This window comes from Cupriavidus mimosae (assembly GCF_023952485.1).
Classification (GTDB): domain Bacteria; phylum Pseudomonadota; class Gammaproteobacteria; order Burkholderiales; family Burkholderiaceae; genus Cupriavidus; species Cupriavidus taiwanensis_C.
Genome location: NZ_JALHRY010000003.1, coordinates 1 through 20,315, shown reverse-complemented (window position 1 = coordinate 20,315; position 20,315 = coordinate 1). Strand labels below are relative to the sequence as shown.

Annotated in this window: 23 protein-coding genes, 1 tRNA gene and 1 pseudogene; 8 read left to right on the top strand and 17 right to left on the bottom strand. The window is 68.5% G+C overall.

Going from position 1 to position 20,315, the window contains the following annotated elements; genetic code table 11:
• Positions 1-23 precede the first annotated feature (23 nt).
• The 4 genes from MKD50_RS06480 to MKD50_RS06465 are packed head-to-tail and all read right to left on the bottom strand — an operon-like array spanning position 24 to position 4,002.
• On the bottom strand, positions 24-890 hold the full coding sequence (locus MKD50_RS06480) for a carbohydrate ABC transporter permease (protein ID WP_252666687.1): 867 nt from the start codon (positions 888-890) through the stop codon (positions 24-26).
• On the bottom strand, positions 883-1,767 hold the full coding sequence (locus tag MKD50_RS06475; RefSeq protein ID WP_112774264.1) for a carbohydrate ABC transporter permease: 885 nt from the start codon (positions 1,765-1,767) through the stop codon (positions 883-885). The genes MKD50_RS06480 and MKD50_RS06475 overlap by 8 nt, the downstream gene beginning before the upstream one ends.
• On the bottom strand, positions 1,764-2,870 hold the full coding sequence (locus tag MKD50_RS06470; protein WP_252666686.1) for an ABC transporter ATP-binding protein: 1,107 nt from the start codon (positions 2,868-2,870) through the stop codon (positions 1,764-1,766). Before MKD50_RS06470 ends, MKD50_RS06475 begins: the two co-directional genes overlap by 4 nt.
• 1 nt (position 2,871) lies before the next feature.
• A complete protein-coding gene (locus MKD50_RS06465; RefSeq protein WP_252666685.1) occupies positions 2,872-4,002 on the bottom strand; it encodes an ABC transporter ATP-binding protein in 1,131 nt (376 codons plus the stop codon).
• Positions 4,003-4,159: 157 nt separating this feature from the next.
• Between MKD50_RS06465 and MKD50_RS06460 the strand changes: the two genes are divergently transcribed.
• Positions 4,160-4,930 (top strand): DeoR/GlpR family DNA-binding transcription regulator, encoded by a 771-nt coding sequence (locus MKD50_RS06460; protein WP_240072333.1) that lies wholly within the window; start codon positions 4,160-4,162, stop codon positions 4,928-4,930.
• A 169-nt stretch (positions 4,931-5,099) separates the two neighbouring features.
• Here MKD50_RS06460 and purU read toward each other — a convergent pair whose 3' ends face one another.
• Both purU and MKD50_RS06450 read right to left on the bottom strand, forming a co-directional pair.
• Complete coding sequence (purU, locus tag MKD50_RS06455) at positions 5,100-5,966, bottom strand: formyltetrahydrofolate deformylase (protein WP_252666684.1); 867 nt, start codon at positions 5,964-5,966, stop codon at positions 5,100-5,102.
• Positions 5,967-6,086: 120 nt separating this feature from the next.
• Positions 6,087-6,974, bottom strand: coding sequence for an NUDIX hydrolase (locus MKD50_RS06450; protein WP_252666683.1), 888 nt, complete (start codon positions 6,972-6,974; stop codon positions 6,087-6,089).
• A 56-nt stretch (positions 6,975-7,030) separates the two neighbouring features.
• Between MKD50_RS06450 and glpK the strand changes: the two genes are divergently transcribed.
• From glpK to MKD50_RS06430, 4 genes are all read left to right on the top strand, one after another.
• Positions 7,031-8,602 carry a glycerol kinase GlpK gene (gene glpK / locus MKD50_RS06445; RefSeq protein WP_115680598.1) on the top strand — a complete coding sequence of 524 codons (1,572 nt, stop codon included), beginning with the start codon at positions 7,031-7,033 and terminating at the stop codon, positions 8,600-8,602.
• Between the two features lie 76 nt (positions 8,603-8,678).
• Positions 8,679-10,283: a glycerol-3-phosphate dehydrogenase/oxidase gene (locus MKD50_RS06440; protein ID WP_252666682.1), complete on the top strand. Its 1,605-nt coding sequence runs from the start codon at positions 8,679-8,681 to the stop codon at positions 10,281-10,283.
• 70 nt (positions 10,284-10,353) lie between these two features.
• Positions 10,354-10,731, top strand: coding sequence for an MliC family protein (locus tag MKD50_RS06435; protein ID WP_240072336.1), 378 nt, complete (start codon positions 10,354-10,356; stop codon positions 10,729-10,731).
• 91 nt (positions 10,732-10,822) lie between these two features.
• Positions 10,823-11,203, top strand: coding sequence for a hypothetical protein (locus MKD50_RS06430; protein ID WP_012353264.1), 381 nt, complete (start codon positions 10,823-10,825; stop codon positions 11,201-11,203).
• A gap of 43 nt (positions 11,204-11,246) precedes the next feature.
• Here the strand turns inward: MKD50_RS06430 and MKD50_RS06425 are convergent, their stop codons facing one another.
• The 6 genes from MKD50_RS06425 to MKD50_RS06400 form a co-directional block, all read right to left on the bottom strand.
• Entirely contained in the window at positions 11,247-11,531 is a 285-nt protein-coding gene (locus MKD50_RS06425; protein WP_115703837.1) for a hypothetical protein, read from the bottom strand.
• Between the two features lie 89 nt (positions 11,532-11,620).
• Entirely contained in the window at positions 11,621-11,845 is a 225-nt protein-coding gene (locus MKD50_RS06420) for a hypothetical protein (RefSeq protein WP_012353266.1), read from the bottom strand.
• Positions 11,846-11,963: 118 nt separating this feature from the next.
• Positions 11,964-12,389 (bottom strand): YXWGXW repeat-containing protein, encoded by a 426-nt coding sequence (locus MKD50_RS06415; RefSeq protein ID WP_115703839.1) that lies wholly within the window; start codon positions 12,387-12,389, stop codon positions 11,964-11,966.
• Positions 12,390-12,527: 138 nt separating this feature from the next.
• A complete protein-coding gene (locus MKD50_RS06410) occupies positions 12,528-12,731 on the bottom strand; it encodes a hypothetical protein (protein WP_018007863.1) in 204 nt (67 codons plus the stop codon).
• A gap of 67 nt (positions 12,732-12,798) precedes the next feature.
• A complete protein-coding gene (locus MKD50_RS06405) occupies positions 12,799-13,206 on the bottom strand; it encodes a lysozyme inhibitor LprI family protein (RefSeq protein ID WP_252666681.1) in 408 nt (135 codons plus the stop codon).
• A 61-nt stretch (positions 13,207-13,267) separates the two neighbouring features.
• Positions 13,268-13,729, bottom strand: coding sequence for a CopD family protein (locus MKD50_RS06400; RefSeq protein ID WP_252666680.1), 462 nt, complete (start codon positions 13,727-13,729; stop codon positions 13,268-13,270).
• Between the two features lie 320 nt (positions 13,730-14,049).
• Here MKD50_RS06400 and yfiR point away from each other — a divergent pair, with 320 nt between their 5' ends.
• The 3 genes and pseudogenes from yfiR to MKD50_RS06385 all read left to right on the top strand — a co-directional run.
• Positions 14,050-14,652 carry a regulatory sequestration protein YfiR gene (yfiR, locus tag MKD50_RS06395; protein WP_252666679.1) on the top strand — a complete coding sequence of 201 codons (603 nt, stop codon included), beginning with the start codon at positions 14,050-14,052 and terminating at the stop codon, positions 14,650-14,652.
• The gene (gene dgcN / locus MKD50_RS06390; protein WP_240072339.1) at positions 14,649-15,914 is read left to right on the top strand and encodes a diguanylate cyclase DgcN/YfiN; all 1,266 of its coding nucleotides are present in this window, start codon (positions 14,649-14,651) and stop codon (positions 15,912-15,914) included. The genes yfiR and dgcN overlap by 4 nt, the downstream gene beginning before the upstream one ends.
• Positions 15,915-15,936: 22 nt before the next feature.
• Positions 15,937-16,044 (top strand): annotated as a pseudogene (locus tag MKD50_RS06385) (OmpA family protein); the annotation flags it as partial.
• A 9-nt stretch (positions 16,045-16,053) separates the two neighbouring features.
• On the opposite strand, the gene MKD50_RS06380 reads toward MKD50_RS06385, so the two are convergent.
• The 5 genes from MKD50_RS06380 to MKD50_RS06360 all read right to left on the bottom strand — a co-directional run bounded on the left by MKD50_RS06380 (position 16,054) and on the right by MKD50_RS06360 (position 20,191).
• On the bottom strand, positions 16,054-16,326 hold the full coding sequence (locus MKD50_RS06380; RefSeq protein WP_115680608.1) for a hypothetical protein: 273 nt from the start codon (positions 16,324-16,326) through the stop codon (positions 16,054-16,056).
• A gap of 61 nt (positions 16,327-16,387) precedes the next feature.
• Positions 16,388-17,236: a D-amino acid aminotransferase gene (locus MKD50_RS06375; RefSeq protein WP_252666678.1), complete on the bottom strand. Its 849-nt coding sequence runs from the start codon at positions 17,234-17,236 to the stop codon at positions 16,388-16,390.
• Between the two features lie 128 nt (positions 17,237-17,364).
• A complete protein-coding gene (locus MKD50_RS06370; protein WP_252666677.1) occupies positions 17,365-17,856 on the bottom strand; it encodes a GNAT family N-acetyltransferase in 492 nt (163 codons plus the stop codon).
• 131 nt (positions 17,857-17,987) lie between these two features.
• Positions 17,988-18,078: transfer RNA gene (locus MKD50_RS06365), tRNA-Ser, on the bottom strand.
• A gap of 61 nt (positions 18,079-18,139) precedes the next feature.
• On the bottom strand, positions 18,140-20,191 hold the full coding sequence (locus MKD50_RS06360; protein ID WP_115703851.1) for a VC_2705 family sodium/solute symporter: 2,052 nt from the start codon (positions 20,189-20,191) through the stop codon (positions 18,140-18,142).
• Positions 20,192-20,315 lie beyond the last annotated feature (124 nt).

Sequence of the window (20,315 nt, the reverse complement as noted above, 5' to 3'; positions counted from 1 at the left end):
CCGTCTCCCTGCGAAGGCCTGCGTTAAACGCGGCCCATCGCGAAGCCCTTCGCGATGTAGTGCCGCACGAACCAGATCACGATGCCGCCGGGCACGATGGTCAGCACGCCGGCCGCGGCCAGCACGCCCCAGTCCATGCCCGAGGCCGACACCGTGCGCGTCATGGTGGCAACGATGGGCTTGGCGTTGACCGAGGTCAGCGTGCGCGCCAGCAGCAGTTCGACCCAGCTGAACATGAAGCAGAAGAAGGCGGCCACGCCCACCCCGGCCTTGATCAGCGGCAGGAAGATGGTCAGGAAGAAGCGCGGGAACGAGTAGCCGTCGACATAGGCGGTCTCGTCGATCTCGCGCGGCACGCCCGACATGAAACCCTCCAGGATCCACACCGCCAGCGGCACGTTGAAGACCAGGTGCGCCAGCGCCACGCCCAGGTGCGTATCCATCAGCCCGATGGTGCTGTAGAGCTGGAAGAACGGCAGCAGGAACACCGCCGGCGGCGTCATGCGGTTGGTCAGCAGCCAGAAGAACACGTGCTTGTCGCCGATGAACTGGTAGCGCGAAAAGGCATAGGCGGCCGGCAGCGCCACGCCGATCGAGATCACGGTGTTCATCGCCACGTAGATCATCGAGTTGAGGTAGCCCGAATACCAGGAAGGATCGGTGAAGATGGTCTTGTAGTGCTCGAGCGTGAACTGGCCCGGCCACAGCGACAGCGTCGAGACGATCTCCTCGTTGGTCTTGAACGACATGTTGACCATCCAGTAGATCGGCACGATCGCGAACACCAGGTAGGCCAGCAGGAAGCCGGCGCGCCACCAGGCGGCGCGGCCGGCCTGCGCGGGGACCGCGGTGGGGATCACCGCAGGGGCTGCCGAAGAGATCTCAGCCATGGGGCATGTCCTCGCTGCCGGCGGTGCCCGCGCGCTGCATCCAGTTGTAGAGGATGAAACACATGAGCAGGATGATCAGGAAGTAAACGATGGAGAACGCGGCGGCGGGACCCAGGTCGAACTGGCCGACCGCCTTCTGCGTCAGGTATTGCGACAGGAAGGTGGTGGCGTTGCCGGGACCGCCGCCGGTCAGCACGAACGGCTCGGTGTAGATCATGAAGCTGTCCATGAAGCGCAGCAGCACCGCGATCATCAGCACGCCGCGCAGCTTGGGCAGCTGGATATAGCGGAACACCGCCAGGCGCGAGGCGCCGTCGATCTGCGCGGCCTGGTAATAGGCGTCGGGAATCGCGCGCAGGCCGGCGTAGCACAGCAGCGCCACCAGCGGCGTCCAGTGCCAGACGTCCATCACCAGCACCGTGATCCAGGCGTCGAAGGCGCTGCCGGTGTAGTTGTAGTCAAAGCCCAGCCCTGCCAGCGCGGCACCGAGCAGGCCGATGTCGGTGCGCCCGAAGATCTGCCAGATGGTGCCGACCACGTTCCACGGAATCAGCAGCGACAGCGCGATGATCACCAGCACCGCCGACGCCTTCCAGCCCCGGGCAGGCATCGACAACGCCAGCAGGATGCCGAGCGGGATCTCCACCAGCAGCACCGCCAGCGAGAAGCCGAGCTGGCGCAGCAGCGCGTCGTGCAGCTCGCCGTCGCGCAGCACGGTGCGGAACCATTCGGTGCCGACGAACACGCGCCGCTCGGGCGAGATGATGTCCTGCACCGAGTAGTTGACGATGGTCATCAGCGGCAGGATGGCGGAGAACGCCACGCACGCCACCACCGGCAGCACCAGCAGCCAGGCCTTCTGGTTGACCGGTTTCATGTCACCAGCTCCTCGTTGACGTAGTAGCAGGTATGCCGGTTGAACACCGACAGCCACGCAGTGTCGCCGGCGCGCAGGCCGGCGGCCTCGGCTCCCAGCCGCGCGCGCAGCGTGCCGGCCTGCGCGCCCGCCTCTTGCACCGCGCCGGTCAGCAGCCAGTAGGTGCCGATGTCCTGCGCGCGCTGCACCTGCACCGGCACCGCCTGGGTGTCGCGCTCGGGCGCCAGTTGCAGATATTCGGGGCGGACCCCGATGCGGAAGCTGCCGGCCGCGCGCAACGCCGCTTCCACCGGCGGAGCCAGCGACGGCAGATAGCGCCGCCCGGCCACGTCGATGGCGCCGTCGCGCCATTGCCCGGACAGGAAGTTCATGCCCGGTGAGCCGATAAAGTGCCCGACGAAGGTGTGCGCGGGCCGCTCGAACAGCGCATCGGCCGGCCCCACCTGCACCGCCTTGCCGCGCGACATCACCACCACCTGGTCGGCAAAGGTCAGCGCCTCGGTCTGGTCGTGGGTCACGTAGATCAGCGTCAGGCGAAACTCGTGATGGATCTCCTTGAGCTTGCGCCGCAGCTGCCATTTGAGCTGCGGATCGATCACCGTGAGCGGCTCGTCGAACAGGATCGCCGACACGTCCTGGCGCACCAGCCCGCGCCCGAGCGAGATCTTCTGCTTGGCATCGGCGGCCAGGCCGCTGGCGCGGCGCCCGAGCGTCGCCGACAGGTCCAGCATCTCGGCGACGCGCCCGACCCGCTCGCGCACCTGCGCCTCGGGCACGCCGCGGTTGCGCAGCGGGAAGGCCAGGTTCTCGCCGACGGTCATGGTGTCGTAGATCACCGGGAACTGGAACACCTGGGCGATATTGCGCGCCTGCGGCGTGGCGCCGGTGACGTCGCGGCCATCGAAGGCGATGGTGCCGTGCGACGGGCGCAGCAGCCCGGAAATGCAGTTCAGCAGCGTGGTCTTGCCGCAGCCGGACGGGCCCAGCAGCGCATAGGCGCCACCGTCTTCAAAGGTGAAGCGCAGCGGCAGCAGCGCGTAGTCCTCGTCGCTGCGCGGATCGCGCACGTACGAGTGCGCCAGGTCCAGGTCGATGCGCGCCATCTCAGCCTCCTGCCGCTGCTGCTGTTGTGGCGCCGCCGGGCACCTCGGCCGCGAGCCCGCCGGGCCGGCGCGGTGCATGGATGCGGCGGCCGTCGGCGTCGAACAGGTAGAGCTGTTCGGGCAGCAAGTGCAACGTCACCGGTGCGCCCAGTTGCAGGTCGAGCACGCCCGCGAACTGCGCCACCAGGTTGCCGACTGGAGTATCGGCGTGGACAAAGGTGTCGGATCCGGACAGCTCGGCCAGCGCCACGCGGCCCGGCACCGCGACCGCGCCGGTCGCGCTCGCCAGGCGCAACGCGGAGGCGCGCACCCCCAGCGTTACCGGTCCGTCCTGCGCCGTCACGCCGGGCACGGGCACTTCGATCCCTCCCGGCAGCACCACCTTGCCGCCCGCCAGCCGGCCTTCGACCAGGTTCATCGGCGGATCGTTGAAGGCGCGCGCCACGCGCAGCGAATCGGGATAGTGGAAGACCTGGGGCGTGGAGCCGTACTGCAGCAGCTCGCCGGCATCGAGCACCGCGGTGTGCCCGCCCAGCAGCAGCGCCTCGCCGGGCTCGGTGGTGGCGTAGATCACGGTGGCGTCGCCGTGCGCGAACAGCTGGGTCAGCTCTTCGCGCAGCTCTTCGCGCAGCTTGTAGTCCAGGTTGACCAGCGGCTCGTCCAGCAGCATCAGCGGGGCTTCCTTGGCCAGCGCGCGCGCCAGCGCCACGCGCTGCTGCTGGCCGCCGGAAAGCTCGGCCGGATAGCGCTCCAGCAGGTGGTCGATATGCAGCCGCGCGGCCAGCTCGCGCACGCGCGCGGCGATTTCGCCGGCCGCCGCCTGGCGCCGCAGCCGCAGCGGCGACGCGATGTTGTCGAAGACCCTGAGCGACGGGTAGTTGATGAACTGCTGGTAGACCATCGACACATTGCGCTCGCGCACCGGCATGCCGGTGACGTCGGCGCCGTCGACCAGCACGCGCCCGGCGCTGGGCCGGTCCAGGCCTGCCATGACCCGCATCAGCGAAGTCTTGCCCGCCTGCGTCGCACCCAGCAGGATGGTGACCGCGCCGGGAACCGGGGCCAGCGTCATCGGATAGAGATACGCCTGCGAACCTGCCTGCTGTGCGACGCCTTCCAAACGTAGCTGCATCCGGTCTCCATGTTCGATATGCTGCCGGCATCACTGCTTGCGTTCGATGCAGGCGCACCAATCTTGGCTTCACGCTCGTTTTAGCAACAAAACGAACATAAAACAATAGTGCACCGCATCATTTTGTTTTCGTTTGTGTTTGAACTAGAATCCCCGCATGACCCTCAATCCCCGCCAGACGGCCCTGCTCGAAGAAGTCCGCAACCAGGGCTTTGCCTCCATCGACGAACTCGCGCGCAAGTTCGGCGTCACGCTCCAGACGGTGCGCCGCGATGTCAACATGCTGGCCGAGAACGGCATGCTGGCGCGCTTCCACGGCGGGGTGCGGGTGGAAGACTCCACCACCGAGAACATCGCCTACCGGCAGCGGCAGGTGCTCAATGCCGAAGGCAAGGCGCGCATCGCGCGCGCGGTGGCGGCGGCAGTGCCCGAGGGGTGCTCGCTGATCCTGAACATCGGCACCACGGTGGAAGAGATCGCGCGCGGCCTGGTGCACCATCGCGGCCTGCGCGTGATCACCAACAACCTGAACGTGGCCAATATCCTCGCCGACAACTCCGATTGCGAAGTCATCGTCGCCGGCGGCGTGCTGCGCTCGCGCGACCGCGGCATCGTCGGCGAGGCCACGGTGGAGTTCATCCGCCAGTTCAAGGTCGATATCGGGCTGATCGGCATCTCGGGCATCGAGGCCGATGGCACGCTGCGCGACTATGACTTCCGCGAGGTCAAGGTGGCGCGGACCATCATCGAGCATTCACGCGAGGTCTGGCTGGCGGCGGACGCCAGCAAGTTCAACCGCCAGGCCATGGTCGAGCTGGCGCATGTGTCGCAAGTGGACCGGCTGTTTACCGACGCGCCGCTGGCGGCGCCGTTCGACCAGATCCTGGCCGACAGTGGGGTGAAGTGTGTGGTGGCAGAGCGGGAGTGAGCGTGCCGGACGTCCGGCTGCCGCTGCCGCGCTGGCGGGAGCGGAGCTGGTGTTGATCGTGGGGGGCAGGGCATGGCGGGGCGCGTCGGCATTGCGACGCGCCTGCCCTCACCCCCGGCCCCTCTCCCGCGGGCGGGAGAGGGGAGCAAACCTTCGGCAAATCGAAGGCTTACTTGAACACCACGGTCTTGTGGCCGTTCAGCAGGATGCGGTGTTCGGCATGCCACTTGACCGCGCGCGCCAGCGCCACGCATTCGACGTCGCGGCCGACGGCGGTGAGCTGGTCGGGGTCCATGCTGTGGTCCACGCGCTCGATCTCCTGCTCGATGATCGGGCCTTCGTCGAGGTCGGCGGTGACGTAGTGGGCGGTGGCGCCGATCAGCTTCACGCCGCGGTCATGCGCCTGGTAGTACGGCTTGGCGCCCTTGAAGCTGGGCAGGAACGAATGGTGGATATTGATCGCGCGGCCGGCCAGCTTGCGGCACAGGTCGTCGGACAGCACCTGCATGTAGCGCGCCAGCACCACCAGGTCGATCTTCTGCTCCTGCACCACGTCGAACACGCGCGCTTCCTGCGCGGCCTTCTGCTCCGCCGACGCGTTCATCAGCGGCAGGTGGAAGAACGGCACGTCGTACGACGCCGCCAGCTGGTAGAAGTCGCGGTGGTTCGAGACGATGGCCGCGATCTCCACCGGCAGCCCGCCCGCCTTGGCACGGAACAGCAGGTCGTTCAGGCAATGGCCGATCTTCGACACCATGATCATCACGCGCGGCTTCACCGTGGCGTCGTTCAGCTCCCACTGCATGCCGAACTGGTCGCCCACCGGCGCGAACGCGGCCTTCAGCGTGACGAGGTCGGGACCACCGGCGGCCGGGGTGAAATGCACGCGCATGAAGAAGCGGCCGGCGAACTCGTCCCCGTACTGGTCGGAATCGACGATATTGCAACCGTGCTGAAACAGCAGGCCCGAGACAGCGTGGACGATGCCCGGCTGGTCAGGGCACGAGAGGGTCAGGATAAATCCGGTGTTGCTCATGGTGTGTGGTTCTGTCGGGATGGCGCGGCGCAGGGCCGGGTAAGCCAGGGGGGCTCGGTCAGTGCAATGGTCAATACGGCGGGCAATACCGGGACAAGCGGCGATGGACCCTGCGGCGGCTCACTCGTGGAGGCCGGCGTCGAGCCAGCCACGCCGTCCAAGGGCATCCAGCGTCACCAGTGTCGCATCGACCGTCATGGCGCCGGCCGACATGATAGCAAGCAATGGCGCCAGCCCGACGCGCCGGTGCTCGCTGACCTCGCCGTCCTGGTTGTGCGGAATGAAGTCCGGCGGCAGCAGCAGGTCGTAGACATAGACCTGCTCCCACTGCACGCCTTCGGGCAGGTCGCGCAGCACCTCGATCATGCCGTGCGCCTGCACGCCCCGCACCAGGTCGGGCGGCATGCCGGACTCCTCCCCGCACTCGCGCACCAGCGTCGCCAGCGGGTCGCTGCCGTGGGGCATGCCGCCGGCGACCAGGTTGTCCCACATGCCGGGGTCGACGGCCTTGGCCGGGCTGCGGCGCGAGATCCACAGGGCGGGCTGGTCGCCCGCGGCGCCGTCGACGATGCCGTTCATGTGCGAGGCAAAGGTCAGCAGCCCCAGGAAGCGCGCCGCGGCGCGCTCCACCACCGCGACCGACGGCGCATCCAGCGCGGCGGTGACCGCGAACAGCTCGTCGCGCCAGCCGCGCACATGGCCGGCGTCGGCCAGCTGGCGCGCCAGCGCCAGCAGCGCGGCGCTGCGCGCCTCGAAATCGTCGCGGCCGGGCAGCAAGGCCACCGCCACGGAGCCATCGGCGAGCGCCTGCTCCGGGCCCAGCACGGCGCCAAGGCCGATGTCGATGCCGCGCAGGATGCCGGCATGCGCGCGCGGCAGCCAGCCGACCTGCCGGCCGTCGGCCATCAGGCGCAGCTTGGCGGCGGCATCGAAGCCGCTGCGCGCCGCCAGCGAGGCGGCGGTCCGTGCGGTGGCCCCGGCCGCCGGCAAAGAAGATGTTTCAGCCATCAGGATTCCATGCACCGGCCACGCCGGCGCGCATTGTCATTGTCAGGATCGAACGCATGAACCAGCCCGCCGCGCAGGCGCAGCGCCCTGCCCCGTCCCAGCTTCCCGCCGAGCCGCAATACGTGCTGGCGCTCGACCAGGGCACCAGCAGCTCGCGCGCCATCCTGTTCGACCATGCCGGCAACGTGGTGCGGCTAGCGCAGCGCGAGTTCCGCCAATATTACCCACATCCCGGCCACGTCGAGCACGACCCTTACGAGATCTGGCAATCGCAGCTGGCGGTGGCGCACACGGTGCTGGCCGACGCCGGCATCGGCGCCTCGCAGGTGCGCGCCATCGGCATCACCAACCAGCGCGAGACCACCGTGCTGTGGGACCGCAAGACCGGCGAGCCGGTCGGCCGCGCGCTGGTCTGGCAGGACCGCCGCACCGCGCCGATGTGCGAGGCGCTGCAGGCCGCCGGCCACGGCGAGCTGTTCCGCGAGAAGACCGGCCTGGTCATCGACGCCTATTTCTCCGGCACCAAGCTGCGCTGGATGCTCGACAACATCGAAGGCGCGCGGGAGCGCGCGCAGCGCGGCGAACTGGCCTTCGGCACCGTCGACAGCTGGCTGATCTGGCAGCTGACCGACGGCGCGCGCCATGTCACCGATGTCTCCAACGCCTCGCGCACGATGCTGTTCAACATCCACAGCTTCGAGTGGGACGACGCGCTGCTGGCGCTGCTCGACATCCCGCACGCGCTGTTGCCAGAGGTGGTGCCCTCCAGCGGCGAGGTCGCGCGCACGTCGGCGCGGCTGTTCGGCATGCCGATCCCGATTGCCGGCATCGCCGGCGACCAGCAGGCCGCCACCTTCGGCCAGGCCTGCCTGGTGCCCGGCATGGCCAAGAACACCTACGGTACCGGCTGCTTCCTGCTGATGAATACCGGCGCGCAGCCGGTCACCTCGCACAACCGGCTGCTGACCACCATCGGCTGGCAGTACCGCGGCCAGACCCAGTATTGCCTGGAGGGCGGCGTGTTCATGGGGGGAGCCACCATCCAGTGGCTGCGCGACGGCCTCAAGATCATCCAGAGCGCGCCCGAGGCCGAGGCGCTGGCGCGCCAGTGCGACGACAGCGGCGGCGTGGTGCTGGTGCCGGCCTTTGCCGGGCTGGGTGCGCCGCACTGGGACGCCTTTGCGCGCGGCACGCTGGTCGGCATGACGCGCGGCACCGGCAGGCCGCAGATCGCGCGCGCGGCGCTGGAATCGATCGCGCTGCAAAGCGTGGACGTGCTCGAGGCCATGCAGAAGGACGCCGGCATCGCGCTGGCCGAGCTGCGCGTGGACGGCGGCGCCTCGCGCAGCGACCTGCTGATGCAGATGCAGGCCGACCTGCTCGGCACCCCGGTGGTACGGCCGCGCGTGACCGAGACCACCGCGCTGGGCGCCGCCTACCTGGCGGGCCTGGCCACCGGCTACTGGAGCGACCCGGTGCAGATCGCGCAGCAATGGCAGGTGGAGCGGCGCTTCGAGCCCAACCTGTCGGCCGACCAGCGCGGCCACCGGCTCGCGCGCTGGCACCGTGCGGTCGAGCGCGCACGCGACTGGGCGCGCGAGGACGACGCCGGCGCCGGCCACGGCTGAGCGTCGATCAAACCCGCCCCGCGCCACGTCCGGACCATCCGAACATTTTAGCCAGCACCCACCACACACCAGCGTCATGCAAAGTCTTCCCACACCGATCCAGCCGCCCAGCCGCGCCGCCCTGCTCGCCACCCTGGAGCGCGAGCCGCGCTGGGACGTGATCGTCATCGGCGGCGGCGCCACCGGCCTGGGCACGGCGGTCGATGCCGCCTCGCGCGGCTACCGCACGCTGCTGGTCGAAGCCGCCGACTTTGCCAAGGGCACCTCGAGCAAGGCCACCAAGCTGGTGCATGGCGGCGTGCGCTACCTGGCGCAGGGCAATATCGGCCTGGTACGCGAGGCCCTGCACGAGCGCGGCCTGCTGGCGCGCAACGCGCCGCACCTGGTGTGGCCGCTGGGCTTCGTGGTGCCGGCCTACCAGATGTTCGACCAGCCCTTCTATGGCATCGGCCTCAAGCTCTACGACATGCTGGCCGGCAACCTCAACCTGTCCGGCAGCCGCTGGCTGAACCACCGCGAGGTGCTGGCCGCCGCGCCCAACCTGGCCGAGCACGTCGGCGGTCGCCCGCTGCGCGGCGGCAACCTTTATTTCGACGGCCAGTTCGACGATGCGCGGCTGGCGGTGGCGCTGATGCGGACCCTGTTCGACGTCGGCGGCACCGCGCTCAACTACATGCGCGCGACCGGGCTGAGCCAGCAAGGCGGCGTGATCAGCGGCGTGACGGTGCAGGACGTGCTCGGCGGCGCCACCTTCCGGCTGCGCGCCGACTGCGTGATCAATGCCACCGGCGTCTGGGTCGATGCCATCCGCCAGATGGAAGACGGGCATGCCCGCACCATGGTCGCGCCCAGCCAGGGCGTGCACCTGACGCTGCCGCGCAGCTTCCTGCCGGGTGAGCGCGCCATCCTGATCCCCAAGACCGATGACGGGCGGGTGCTGTTCGTGGTGCCGTGGAACGGGCACACCATCGTCGGCACCACCGACACGCCGCGCCGCGACCTGCCGCTGGAGCCCGATGCAGGGGCCGACGATGTCGATTTCATCCTGGAAACGGCGTCGCGCTACCTGGCCAAGGACCCCACCCGCGCCGACGTCACCAGCGTCTGGGCCGGCCTGCGGCCGCTGGTGCGGGCCACCGGCGAAGCCTCCACCGCGTCGCTGTCGCGCGAGCATACGATCCTGGTGTCCAGGGCCGGACTGATTACCGTCACCGGCGGCAAATGGACCACCTACCGCAAGATGGCCGAAGACGTGATCGAGACCGCGATCCAGCGCCAGATGGTGCGCGCGGCGCCGTGTGTGACGGCGGAGTTGCCGCTGCATGGCGCGGCCGGGTTGCCGGCCGACCTGCCGCCGCCGGATTCGGGTTCGCCGGACCGCTATTACGGCAACGAGCTGGGCCTGCTGCGCGCGCTGCCGGGACACGACCGCATGCTCGCCGGCGCCTCGGGCCTGACCGAGGCCCATGTTCGCTTTGCCGCCCGGCATGAACTGGCGCGCCGGGTCGAGGACGTGCTGGCACGGCGCAACCGTGCGCTGTTCCTGGACGCCCGCGCGGCGGTCGATGCGGCACCGGCGGTGGCCGCGATCCTGGCCGAAGAGCTCGCCGAGGACGAAGCCTGGCAAGCCCGCGAGGTGGAGAGCTTCCGCGCGCTCGCGGCCGGCTACATGCTCGGCTGATTGCCTGGCGCAGCGGGGCTGCCTCGATCCGGCTCCGTCAATCAACATCAACTTGCAACCAGACCACGCCATGCCCGATCGCCTGATACTCTCCGGCACCCGCATCGTTGCCCTGCTGGCCTTCCTCTGCGCCAGCGCCACGGCCCTGCCCGCCCGTGCGCCCGGCATCGACGGCGTGCGCTTTCCCGAAGTGCGCACCATGCGCTACCAGTGCGAGGGCGGCAAGACGCTGACGGTGCGCTATTTCAACAGCCAGGACAACCAGGCCGCGGTGTTCCGCATCGAGGGCACGCCGGTGCTGGCGGTCAGCACGGTGGCGGCGTCCGGCGCGCGCTATGTGGGCGGCCGCTACGAATGGTGGACCAAGGGCGAGTCAGGCACGCTGCGCGACCTGATGCAGGCGGAAAACGCCGCGCCGGTGCTGGCCAGCTGCCACGCCGGTCCATAAGAGGCACGGTAGACGGCACGGCTCTGCCGGCCACCTTTTGAAGCCGCGGCGTTCCGGGCGATAATGCGGGGATTGAATCAGGGAGAACACCATGGACGAGATTGAAGATCTGTCCGATCTGCCGATGCCCCGCTTTATCTGGGGCTTCGCCGTGATCGCGGGCAAGGGCGGCGAGGTCATGCACGACGAATTCGAGTACCTGACCCACACCCGCAGCCCGCGCTTCACCTGCCGCGTGGTCGAGCTGGAAGACATGCCCGCCGAAAGCGAAGAAGACGCCATCGACGGCCGCATCGTCCACGATGACGACCCGAGCCGCATGTTCTACATCACCGATGCCGGCATGGCGCTGGTCAATTTCCAGCTGTTCGACAAGATGCCGGACAAGCAGAAATTCAAGCGCATCTGCGACGAGGCCATCGCCAACTGGATGCTGCGCCGCGAGTTCCTCGACGACGAGGAAGAGGACTGAGGCCAAACCCCGGGCCAGCGGCGGCGCGGCCGCCGCGCTACGCTCAGGCCTGGCCCGTTTCCGGCGGCAGCGCGCCGGCCAGCACTTCATTGAGCAACCCGGTCATGCCACCCGGATGATCGGCGGCCAGCGCCTGCAGGCGCTTCACCAGCGTGCCGTCGAGCTTGCACGCGAACGGCACCAGGCCTTGCTCCTGGTCCAGCCGGCGCTGCTCGCGCCGGTCCGGACGCGCCGCGGCGCCGGGAATGCCGCCCCGCCCCGCGGCCGCCTGCTTCAGGCTGTTGGCGATCTTCAGGCCCTTGTTTTTTTCCAGGTCCGTTTTCTTCACGGCAATATCCGAAAGTCTGTAGAGGGCGGTATTGTACGCACCCGCGTGACCCGCCGGCCGGCGCTACGGTGGCGGGGTCCGTTGCCGGCTTATTCGTCGCTGACTTCGATCAGCTCGGCCGCCACCCGCTGGATTTCCGCATAGACCGGTATCGCGTCCATCGGGCCGGTGCAGCCCACCGCCGTGGCCTGGCTGGCATCGGCGCCGGGCGGCAGGAACACAAAGGCCATGCCAGGCTGCCAGCCGGGATGCTTGCGCAGGCTGTCGTTGAGGATGTCGAGATACTGCGCGCGCGTGAAGACGTGCCTTGCCATCGCTACCTCCGGAATCCGCTGCCGATGCGCCGCGCGGGCGCGGGTGTCATGGCGGGGATCGTAGCATGGCAGGGACGGCCGGCGTCACGGTGCGGCACCGGCCAGCGGGCCGGCCTGGTCAGCACTCGCCCTTCTTGGCCTGGCCGGGCGGGCAATGGCTGCCCTTGTTGTTGCCCTTATTGCTATTGCCCTTGCCCTTGTCCTTATATCCGCCCTGGTCCCAGCGGCCCGGCACCATCACCCAGCCGTCGCGCGACTGGATCCAGCGGGGAGACTCATAGACATAACCCGGGCGCTCACGCTCCCAGCGGCCCTTCTTCCAGGCGTGCTTGCGGTGGTGATCGTCCCAGTCCCAGTAGCCCGGCATCCAGACATAGCCGGCGCGCGGCGCGGGCACGGCCTCGTAGATCGGCGCCGGCGGCGGGACACCGATGGCTATGTTGACCGAGACCTGGGCCAGCGACCCCGCACTGAGGGTCAGGCCCGAACCAAGCAACGCGGCCAGCAGCAAGGCCCTGGCCGGGCGAAGCGCGCAATCCGTCATGGGAGTCCTTTCTTGTGGAGGAACATGCCCATAGTCTAGTGCGCCGTGAGCCGCCGGCAAGGCAAGAATCGATATCGGCCAGCCATGGATGCCGCCGCGCAACACGTCAGTGCAAGCCACGCTTGCACTCGGCCAGGGCTAGTGATCCTCGGCCATCGCCTTGAGCTGGGCCTCGCCGGCAACGCGCGCGGCATCGGAGGTGGTGAAGGTATCGTCCGACACGATCGCGCGCCTGACCTGCTGCGCGCTGAAATCCACCAACGCAATGACCCACACATAGCGCCCCGACTGGGGTGCGGTCTGCACGAAAGCCTTCAGGTTGTGGCGCGATTCGGTTGCCATGATCCATCTCCGGTTGAGACGTGCCGCAGCACAGGGGTCAGGCAACTCTAGCACAAGGCCCGCCAGCTCACCGGCCGGCGGCCTCGGTGGCGAACGAGCGCAATTCGCGCACGCGCGCGGCGGTCATCTCCAGCAGGCAGGACGCGCCCGCCACGCGCGCCGCGCTGCCGCCGGCCGGGTTGGAGACATAAGCGCAATTGGCCTGGCGGTACTCGAGCCAGGCCCGCTGCGCCACCCGCAACTGCCCGGTGCGCGGCGCCTCCAGCCGCCGCAGCAGCGACTGGTAAGCGCTGTTCAACGCCGTATCCTGGACCCGCGACTCCAGCGCGGCGCAGCTGAGCATGTCGGCGGTCGATACGGCCTTGCCCACGCAGCGCTCATAGTCCGCGCTCAGGCCGCCATTTGCCGCCGCGGCGGCGGGGGGGATGGCCGCCACCGCCAGACCGACGACGGCAACATATGCGAGGACATGCATAGCAGTTCTCCGTTTGCGTGGTTGTGACAAGACGAGCCAAGCCTGGCGTTGCGCGGCGAGCTCAGGCGAGCCAGCGGCCCAGCGTCGCCACGGCGATATTGAGCAGCCCCAGCACGAGGTTGGTTCCTACCGCCTGCCGGATGCGGTTCAGGGCGGCACCGGCGCCTGGCCAGTCCTGAGCATCGACGGCCCGGCCCAGCACCCGGTAGGGGCCGAACCAGACGTAGCAGAAGATGCCGGCCATGACGACGCCGATGCCCAGCATCAGGTGCCAGTTGCGTGGTGCGCCCGCCATGCCCGTTGCGGCCATCATCGCGCCACCGCTCAGCAGGATCGCCACCACCGAGGCCCACACCCATGGGAAGAACCGGGCAAACACGCCGCGCCACAGGCGCAGGCGTGGCGGCGGCTCCAGCAGGCTGCCGGCCACCGGCCGCAGGCACAGGTAGGCGAAGAACATGCCGCCGACCCAGACGGCGACGCCGGTCAGGTGCAGCAGGCGGAGAACAGGATCGGCGATCATGGCGGCAAGGGGGCGAGTTGGACGAGCTGGACGAGTTGGGGCGATGGCCACATTCTAAGTGTTGTGTCCGCCACGGCGAAGCCTGGCATGCGCGCAACAGCGGTCACAGCGGGGTTCAGGAAAACAACAGCGGGGCCGATAAACATTTCGTATCACGCCGCGCCACGAGCCGCTCTCTGCAGAAGCCCGCTCGTGCCGCCCGTTTTCGCACGATCCACCGCAAGGCCGGACGCTTGACCGCCCGGAAGCCAGCCCCAGACAATACGCGCGGCCAGACCTCCACACCGCCACCGGCCGCCCCGCCCCCTTCGTTCCAGACCATGGCGCCTGCCCCAGCCAGCCCCCCGCCGACCCCGCCCGCTGCCCGTGCACGGCCGCTGCTGCGCCGCGGCCTGACCGCGCTGCTGCTGGCCGTAACGCTGGCGGTGCTGCCGGCCATGCTGCCCCCGGCGGTCACCGCGCAGCCCGCCCCGCAGCGGTCCGACCTGGTCGCGCGCGTGGTCATCAGCCTGCTCGGCTACGCGCGCTGGCCGGTGGAGCGCGATCCGGTGCGGCTGTGCGTCGATCACGCCAGCCGCTATGCGCCCCGGCTGAAGGCAGGCGGCACGCTCGCCAATGGCCGCACCGTGCAGACCCGCCAGGTCGACGTGCTGGCCGACATGCTGCACCCGGCGTGCGATGCGCTGTACGTGGGCACCATGAACGAACCGCGCCGCAAGCGCCTGTCGGCCGAACTGACCGGCCGCCCGGTGCTGGTGATCGCCGAGGAAGACTTCGAGTGCGAGGTGGGGAGCATGTTCTGCCTCAACATCCGCGACAGCCAGGTCTCGTTCCGCGTCAACCTCGATACCCTCGCCCGCAGCGGGGTGCATATGCACCCCGGCGTGCTGCAACTCGGCCGCCGCAAGGGAGCGCCGTCATGAGCCCAGCCCAGCCGGTGCGCGGGCAAGGCGCGCGCCCTACCCTCTACAGCGTGCTGCGCCGCATCCACCTGGGCGTGGCGCTGATCGCGGTATGCACCGCGGGCCTGGCGCTGACTGCGATCGGCGTCACCGCGCTGCGCGTCTACGCCGACCACAACGTGCGGCTGGTGGCGCGCTCGATCGCCTACACGCTGGAAGCACCGGTGGTGTTCCGCGACCAGGCCGCCACCGCCGAAACGCTGGCCGCGATCGCGGCCTCGGAAGACATCGCCCGCGCCACCGTCTATGACCGCGACCACCACGTGCTGGCGGTGTGGCAGCGCCCCGGCCAGGCCCCGCTGACCGGCCTGCGCCACGCGCTGGTCGAATGGCTGGGCACCGATGCAGTCGGGCAGCCCATCCTGCACCAGGCGCAGCAAGTGGGCATGCTGCGCGTCAGCGGTGACCCGCGCAACCTGCTGCACTTCCTGCTGCAAGGCGCGCTGGGGCTGCTGGCCTGCCTGCTGCTGACCGCGGTCGGCGCGCATTACCTGGCCAGCCGGTTGCTGGTGCAGATCATCGAGCCGTTGCGCAACCTGATGCGGGTGGCGCACGCGGTGCGTTCCCAGCGCGACTTCGCGCAGCGCACGCCACCGGCCAGCATCGCCGAGCTCAATGCCCTCAGTGAAGACTTCAACGGCCTGCTCGATGAACTGCAGACCTGGCAGAACCAGATGCAGCACGAAAACCGCTCGCTCGCCCACCGCGCCAACCACGATGCCCTGACCGGGCTGCTGAACCGCGCCGCCTTCGTCGAAGCGCTGGAACACGCGGTGCGCCACGCCGCCGCCAACGACGAATATGCCGCCGTGCTGTATCTGGACAGCGACGATTTCAAGCACGTCAACGACCGCCACGGCCATGCCGCCGGCGACGCGGTGCTGGTCGCGGTGGCCCAGCGCATCCGCGCCAGCCTGCGCGGCCGCGACACCGTGGCGCGCATCGGCGGCGACGAATTCGCGGTGCTGGCCACCGCGCTGCGCGCGCCGGCCGACGTCATCCAGATCGCCGAACATATCCTGCAGGCGATGGCTCGCCCGATCGACCTGCCCGACGGCAGCCCGGTGCAGGCCTCGCTCAGCATCGGGCTGGCTGTCTTCCCGGTCCACGCGCAAGGCAGCCAGGCCCTGCTGCACGCCGCCGACGCCGCCATGTACGGCGCCAAGCGACGCTCCGGCGGCATCTGGCAAAGCGCCGAGCCGCGCCTCGACGTCACGCAGTGAGAATCCGCATGCTTGCAAGCCGTCCATCGAAGTACCCGGGCTAGGCAAGATCCGCCCGATGGCGGAGAACCGTACCGCCGCGGGACGCGCCGAGAACCGGCGCGTCGCCATCATCGTTTCGGTGGACTAGCGCGCCGGCTCAGTCACCGAAGGGATTGGGTGCGCGGTTTTCCAGCGCCTCGTTCAGGTCGAACTCGTCGCGCACCTTGTCGACCACCGCGCGCACACTGGCGGCATAGCCGTGCAGATTGTCGAAGGCCATATCCCAGTTGCGGCCGCGCGCGTCGCGCGGATGGGGCTGCGGGGCCGGCACGCGGATCCGGGCACCGTCTTCGCCGATTTCATCGATCTGCTGGATACGCCGGCCGACCTCGTCCTGCAAGGCACGCCGGCCGCGCTCACGCTTGGCCATGACTGACTCCTGGCTGAATCCCAACGCATCCTAGCACGCGTCGGGAGACCCTTCCAGGCACTTACAGCGCCGCTTTGGCCGCCTGGTAAGCCGCATACAGGCGCGCGAACACCGGCCCCGGCACGCCCTTGCCGATCGGACGGCCATCGATGCTGACCACCGGCAGCAACTCCTTGCTGGCCGACGACAGCAGCACCTCGTCAGCGGCAAATACCTCGTCCCTGGCGATCCGGCGCGACTCCAGCGCAAGCCCCATCGCCTCGCAGATTTCCTCCATGAAGCCGTAGCGGATGCCTTCCAGGATCAGGTTATCCTTGGGCGGCGCCGACACGCGGCCATCGCGCACCACCCACACATTGGACGCCGACGCCTCGGTCAGCCAGCCGTCGCGGAACTGGATCGCCTCGGTCACGCCCTGCTCCACCGCATGCTGCGCCGCCAGCACGTTGCCGAGCAGCGAGGTCGACTTGATCTGGCAATTCAGCCAGCGCCGGTCCTCCATGGTCACGCACGCGACACCCTGCTCGACCATCTGTGCCGACGGCAGCGCCATCGGATTGGTCATGATCAGCACCGTCGGCACCACTTCCTTCGGGAACGCGTGCGTGCGCTTGGCCACGCCGCGGGTCACCTGGATATAGACCAGCTGATCCGACAAGCCATTGGCCTGGACCACCTCGCCGACACGCTCCAGCCACTGCGCGGCGCTGTACGGGTCGGGAATGCCGATGCCCTCCAGGCTCCGGTGCAGCCGCGCCAGGTGCTGCGCGCCGCGGAAAGGCTTGCCGTGGTAGTACGGGATCACCTCATAAATACCGTCGCCGAAGATAAAGCCGCGGTCCAGCACAGGGATGCGGGCCTCGGAGAGCGGGGTCAGGGTGCCGTTGAGGTGGACGATAGGGTCGGACATGGGATGCACGGGAGCGTTCGAAAGAGATGCCCGATTCTTTCACGCGCGGCCCGGCAAGGTCATGCAATCTACGCATGAGCCCGGCCCGCAACTCCCACACCGGCCACGGCGGCCACGGCGGCCCGGATTCAGACCGGCGCCAGCGCCTTTGACAGCAGCACCGTGGTGAAGCCGCTGTCCCAGCTTTCATCGGGATAGAAATCGATCTCGGCATAGCCCTGGCGTCGATAGAAGGCGCGGCTCTGCTGGTTGAACGTATCCGTCTCCAGCCGCGCCTCGCGCTGCCCGGCGCGGGCCATCTCGGCTTCCGCATGCGCCAGCAGCGCCGCACCGAGCCCCATCCGCTGCCATGCACGGCCAACATGCAATGCCCAGATGAAATTGTGTTCCCAATCCACCATGGCGGCCGGCACGCCATCCACGCAGGCGACACGGAATTCCTGCAATCGTGCTTCGACGTAGCTGCGGGTCTTGCCTTGCAGTTCAAAGGCCGCTGCGGCCGCGGGAGTCAGTTGCGGCTTCCAGGTGCCGAGGTGGGTGTCGATGAGAATGGCCTCCACGGCTTGCGCGTCCGAGGGCAAGGCGGGGCGGATTTCGAAATTGGGGATGAGGTTGGTCATGGGGCGAGAGCATAACCGGGACGGGTGTGAAGCGGCAGCCCTTGCACAGACCCGCTCGAAGCCAGCTGACCGCCGGGAAGCAAAAAGCCGCCCGTGAAACGGGCGGCTTTGCGGGGTCTTGCACAGTGTTCTGGCGGAGAGAGGGGGATTCGAACCCCCGATAGGCTATTAACCTATACACGCTTTCCAGGCGTGCGACTTAAACCACTCATCCATCTCTCCGGGAAGTCCGCGATTATAGCAGAGTTGCCCGTCGAATCCAGTCCCTCGTCGCCACCCTGCCCTACCCCTTGCGCAGGTAGGTCACCAGCCGGTCGATCACCGGCGCGTTGCGCGGCGTCAGCAGGCTGACCACGATCGCGACCGCGAAGCCGGCCGGGACGCCGAAGGCGCCTGAGGCGATGGGGTCGACGCCGAACCAGCGGTTGCCGAAGATGCCGGTCATGCGGGTGAAGAAGGGATAGTTGACGAAGATGTAGTACACCGCCACGCCGAGCCCGGCGACCATCCCTGCGACCGCTCCCGCGGCTGTGGTGCGGCGCCAGAAGATGCCCAGGATCAGGACCGGGAAGAAGCTGGAGGCGGCCAGCGAGAAGGCGGCGCCGACCAGGAACAGGATATTGCCGGGGCGCAGCGATGTGACGTACGAGGCAAACAGTGCCACCGCCAGCAGCACGATCTTGGCCGTGGTGACACGCCGCTGGTGGCTCGCCTGGCGGTCGACCATGTGATAGAAAACATCGTGCGAGAGCGCGTTGGCGATGGTCAGCAGCAGGCCATCCGCCGTCGATAGCGCGGCCGCCAGTGCGCCGGCGGCGATCAGCCCGGAGATGACGTATGGCAAGCCGGCGATTTCCGGCGCGGCCAGCACGATCATATCGGGCTGCAGCAGGATTTCAGCCCATTGCACGATGCCGTCGCCGTTGACGTCGCGAATGCCGAACACCGGCGGATCCACCTTGCGCCATTGCACCACCCACTGCGGCAGGTCGGCGTACGGGGTGCCGACCAGGTGCTCGAAGAACTCGTATTTCACCAGCGCCGCGAGCGTGGGTGCCGACACATACAGCAAGGCGATGCAGAACACCGCCCAGGCCACGGAGTTGCGCGTTTCCCGGACCGAAGGCGTGGTGTAGAGCCGCGTCAGGATGTGCGGCAGGCTGGCGGTGCCCACCATCAGGCAGAACACCAGCAGCACGAAATTGAGCCGCTTGGTCTTGCGCTCCTGCTCCGATGCCGCGGGATAGGGTTCGGTGGACGACATCGAATGGCGGCTGCGGGCCAGCGCCTCTTCGCGTTGCTGGTGCCACTGCTGCTGCGCGGCCGCGACGTCGCGCGGGAACTCCAGCCGTTCGCGCTCGAGCGCCTTGATCTCGCGCAGCGGCGCATTGCGGGTGCGCAGGTCCTGCAGGCGGGCATCCAGCGCGTCGCGCTCCTGCGCGAAAGACTCAGGCAAGCGGGCGATGCGTTCCTGCAGCAGGATGGCCTGCTGCCGGTAGTAGTCGCGCACCGCCTGTTCGGCCGGCTCGCGCTCCAGCTGTTGTTCGCGCGCGTCCAGCTGCGTCAGCAGCGTGCCATAGCTGAGTTGCGGCAGCGGTTCCTGGTGATGTTTCCACGCGATCATCGACACCGTGACCAGGAACGCCACGATCATCATGATGTACTGCGCCACCTGCGTCCACGTGACCGCGCGCATGCCGCCGAGGAAGGAGCAGACCAGGATGCCCGCCAGCCCGAAGAAGATGCCGACGGCAAATTCGACGCCGATGAAGCGCGTCACCACCAGCCCCACGCCCTGGATCTGCGCCACCAGGTAGACGAACGAGCAAAGCGAGGCGGCCAGCACCGCGATCGCCCGCACCGGCAGGTTGCCGCCGGGCTTGCCGTTGCCGTAGCGCGCGGCGAGGAAGTCGGGGATGGTATAGCCGCCGTACTTGCGCAGGTATGGCGCGAGCAGGAACGCCACCAGGCAATAGCCGCCGGTCCATCCCATCACATAGGCCAGCCCTTCGTAGCCAGAGGAAAACAGGATGCCGGCCAGGCCGATGAACGATGCCGCGCTCATCCAGTCGGCGGCAATCGCCATGCCGTTGAACATGGCCGGCACGCGCCGCGACGCCACGTAGTACTCGTTGAGGTCCGAGGTACGGCAGATCAGCCCGATGCAGGCGTAGATCGCGATGGTGATGAACAGGAAGACGTAGCCCAGCCAGAGCGCGTCGGCATTGGAGCGTTCCAGCAGTCCCATCATGCCCACGAAGCCGAATAGCCCCAGCGTGAACAGGCCGTAGTAGAGCAGCAACCGTCGGCGAAAGCGCGCCTGGGCTTCGGGCATGAGGGGGCAGTCCGTGTCGGTGGGAAGCTATCGTAACAAACCCGCCGGCGCGCGGGTGCGCGGCGGCGGGTTCAGGTTTCGGCTCCGGCTTGCCGGATCGCCGGCGAATTACTGCGCCTGCTTG

Coding starts and splice junctions, on each gene's coding strand:
- MKD50_RS06475 (WP_112774264.1), bottom strand. CDS start 1,767: ATGAAACCGGTCAACCAGAAGGCCTGGCTGCTGGTGCTGCCGGTGGTG.
- MKD50_RS06360 (WP_115703851.1), bottom strand. CDS start 20,191: ATGCCCGAAGCCCAGGCGCGCTTTCGCCGACGGTTGCTGCTCTACTAC.
- MKD50_RS06405 (WP_252666681.1), bottom strand. CDS start 13,206: ATGCATGTCCTCGCATATGTTGCCGTCGTCGGTCTGGCGGTGGCGGCC.
- MKD50_RS06370 (WP_252666677.1), bottom strand. CDS start 17,856: ATGACCAACCTCATCCCCAATTTCGAAATCCGCCCCGCCTTGCCCTCG.
- MKD50_RS06430 (WP_012353264.1), top strand. CDS start 10,823: ATGGACGAGATTGAAGATCTGTCCGATCTGCCGATGCCCCGCTTTATC.
- MKD50_RS06470 (WP_252666686.1), bottom strand. CDS start 2,870: ATGGCGCGCATCGACCTGGACCTGGCGCACTCGTACGTGCGCGATCCG.
- MKD50_RS06420 (WP_012353266.1), bottom strand. CDS start 11,845: ATGGCAAGGCACGTCTTCACGCGCGCGCAGTATCTCGACATCCTCAAC.
- purU (WP_252666684.1), bottom strand. CDS start 5,966: ATGAGCAACACCGGATTTATCCTGACCCTCTCGTGCCCTGACCAGCCG.
- glpK (WP_115680598.1), top strand. CDS start 7,031: ATGAACCAGCCCGCCGCGCAGGCGCAGCGCCCTGCCCCGTCCCAGCTT.
- MKD50_RS06480 (WP_252666687.1), bottom strand. CDS start 890: ATGGCTGAGATCTCTTCGGCAGCCCCTGCGGTGATCCCCACCGCGGTC.
- MKD50_RS06375 (WP_252666678.1), bottom strand. CDS start 17,236: ATGTCCGACCCTATCGTCCACCTCAACGGCACCCTGACCCCGCTCTCC.
- MKD50_RS06410 (WP_018007863.1), bottom strand. CDS start 12,731: ATGGCAACCGAATCGCGCCACAACCTGAAGGCTTTCGTGCAGACCGCA.
- MKD50_RS06415 (WP_115703839.1), bottom strand. CDS start 12,389: ATGACGGATTGCGCGCTTCGCCCGGCCAGGGCCTTGCTGCTGGCCGCG.
- MKD50_RS06450 (WP_252666683.1), bottom strand. CDS start 6,974: ATGGCTGAAACATCTTCTTTGCCGGCGGCCGGGGCCACCGCACGGACC.
- MKD50_RS06465 (WP_252666685.1), bottom strand. CDS start 4,002: ATGCAGCTACGTTTGGAAGGCGTCGCACAGCAGGCAGGTTCGCAGGCG.
- dgcN (WP_240072339.1), top strand. CDS start 14,649: ATGAGCCCAGCCCAGCCGGTGCGCGGGCAAGGCGCGCGCCCTACCCTC.
- MKD50_RS06380 (WP_115680608.1), bottom strand. CDS start 16,326: ATGGCCAAGCGTGAGCGCGGCCGGCGTGCCTTGCAGGACGAGGTCGGC.
- MKD50_RS06440 (WP_252666682.1), top strand. CDS start 8,679: ATGCAAAGTCTTCCCACACCGATCCAGCCGCCCAGCCGCGCCGCCCTG.
- yfiR (WP_252666679.1), top strand. CDS start 14,050: ATGGCGCCTGCCCCAGCCAGCCCCCCGCCGACCCCGCCCGCTGCCCGT.
- MKD50_RS06435 (WP_240072336.1), top strand. CDS start 10,354: ATGCCCGATCGCCTGATACTCTCCGGCACCCGCATCGTTGCCCTGCTG.
- MKD50_RS06460 (WP_240072333.1), top strand. CDS start 4,160: ATGACCCTCAATCCCCGCCAGACGGCCCTGCTCGAAGAAGTCCGCAAC.
- MKD50_RS06400 (WP_252666680.1), bottom strand. CDS start 13,729: ATGATCGCCGATCCTGTTCTCCGCCTGCTGCACCTGACCGGCGTCGCC.